Annotated in this window: 1 protein-coding gene and 9 tRNA genes; all 10 read right to left on the bottom strand. The window is 34.9% G+C overall.

Annotated features, from left to right (window positions below; translation table 4 throughout):
• Window positions 1-312 (bottom strand): hypothetical protein (locus M0D11_RS05935; protein ID WP_252320973.1); only part of this gene is annotated, 312 nt, incomplete at its 3' end.
• 232 nt (window positions 313-544) lie between these two features.
• Window positions 545-620, bottom strand: a tRNA-Asp gene (locus M0D11_RS05930).
• 1 nt (window position 621) lies between these two features.
• Window positions 622-696, bottom strand: a tRNA-Met gene (locus M0D11_RS05925).
• A 21-nt stretch (window positions 697-717) separates the two neighbouring features.
• Window positions 718-807, bottom strand: a tRNA-Ser gene (locus M0D11_RS05920).
• Window positions 808-820: 13 nt separating this feature from the next.
• Window positions 821-897: transfer RNA gene (locus tag M0D11_RS05915), tRNA-Ile, on the bottom strand.
• A 7-nt stretch (window positions 898-904) separates the two neighbouring features.
• Window positions 905-981, bottom strand: a tRNA-Met gene (locus M0D11_RS05910).
• A 32-nt stretch (window positions 982-1,013) separates the two neighbouring features.
• Window positions 1,014-1,089, bottom strand: a tRNA-Ala gene (locus tag M0D11_RS05905).
• An 11-nt stretch (window positions 1,090-1,100) separates the two neighbouring features.
• Window positions 1,101-1,177, bottom strand: a tRNA-Pro gene (locus M0D11_RS05900).
• A gap of 1 nt (window position 1,178) precedes the next feature.
• Window positions 1,179-1,255 (bottom strand) — tRNA-Arg (locus tag M0D11_RS05895).
• A 107-nt stretch (window positions 1,256-1,362) separates the two neighbouring features.
• A tRNA-Cys gene (locus M0D11_RS05890) sits at window positions 1,363-1,438 on the bottom strand.
• Window positions 1,439-1,551: the final 113 nt, after the last annotated feature.

Here is a 1,551-nt window from a genome sequence, read left to right as displayed (position 1 = left end):
TACTTGAATTTGTTCTTTTGTGAAATGTGGTATTTGTTCTTCTGTAAATGCTTGAATTTGTTTTTTATTAAACATTTTAATGTGTTTTTTCGTTAATAATTGTAATTGTTCTGCCGTTAGTAATTGCAGTTGTTCTTTAGAACTCATTTCAATATTATATAAAAAATTTAATGATAATATATTTTTTAAAATTGGTTCATTGATACCATTTTCTAATGTTAATACATTATTCACTGGTATCAATGTCTCAACATTATTGCTACTTACGATACTTGAAGATGAGTTATTAAAGATTAATAAATTATTTATCATATTTTTGCTCCTTTTTAAAAATTAAAAACTATTATAAAATAATAGCTAAATTTAAATAAAATTATATTTATTATTTAAACTATACGTGTATTTTAATATTTTTAATTTACTTAATCAATCAAAAACTTTCTTCCATAATGAATAAAATAATTATTCATTATACCAATAAAAAAAAGAGTAAGACCTTTTACTTACTCTCTAAATTAATACTGCTTATGTTTTATTTTCTAAATGGCGGTCTTGACGGGGATCGAACCCGCGATCTCCTCCGTGACAGGGAGGCGTATTAACCACTTTACCACAAGACCGTGGTTGCGGAGACTGGATTTGAACCAATGATCTTCGGATTATGAGCCCGACGGGATACCACTTCCCCACTCCGCGATGTATAAAATTTAATAATAATGGAGGAGGCTGAGGGATTCGAACCCTCGAGCACTTGCGCACTGACAGTTTTCAAGACTGTTCCCTTCAACCGGACTTGGGTAAGCCTCCGAGTATTTAAGTATGGTGGACCCTATCGGATTCGAACCAATGCTCGCCCGGTTATGAGCCGGGAGCTTTAACCAACTAAGCTAAGGGTCCTAGACTATGGTAGCGGGGATGGGACTCAAACCCATGGCCTCTCGGGTATGAACCGAACGCTCTAATCAACTGAGCTACCTCGCCAGTTTTAGTTTAAATGTTTAACCGATATATAATGGTGGACCCTATCGGGATCGAACCGACCACCTCCTGCGTGCAAGGCAGACGCTCTACCAAATGAGCTAAGGGCCCTTATTTAATAATGGTCGGGAAGACAGGATTCGAACCTGCGACCTCTCGGTCCCAAACCGAGCGCTCTACCAAGCTGAGCCACATCCCGATGGTGCGCCTGGCAGGACTTGAACCCACAACCTTTTGATCCGTAGTCAAACGATCTATCCAATTGATCTACAGGCGCATTTAATTACTAAAATTTATAGTAACTCATTAAATCATTAAACCTAATCAATTATAACTTATTAAAAGTAATATTTACAAGTATATTTGCAAATATTATTAATATTTTGGAGGAGCCGATCGGATTCGAACCGACGATCAAAGTTTTGCAGACTTATGCCTTAAACCACTTGGCCACGGCTCCAAATATAATTAAAAAAATTTAAAGACTTTTCAATATTACCAAGACTAGTTACTATTTGCAACTTGTTTTACAATATTATTCATAAAATATTTAAATATTTTTTTATTATTTAT

Source organism: Spiroplasma endosymbiont of Lariophagus distinguendus, from assembly GCF_023846195.1.
In the GTDB taxonomy this organism is placed as follows: domain Bacteria; phylum Bacillota_I; class Bacilli_A; order Mycoplasmatales; family VBWQ01; genus Spiroplasma_E.
Note: the sequence above shows the minus strand (reverse complement) of the source record. Positions and strands in the feature narration are given on the sequence as shown.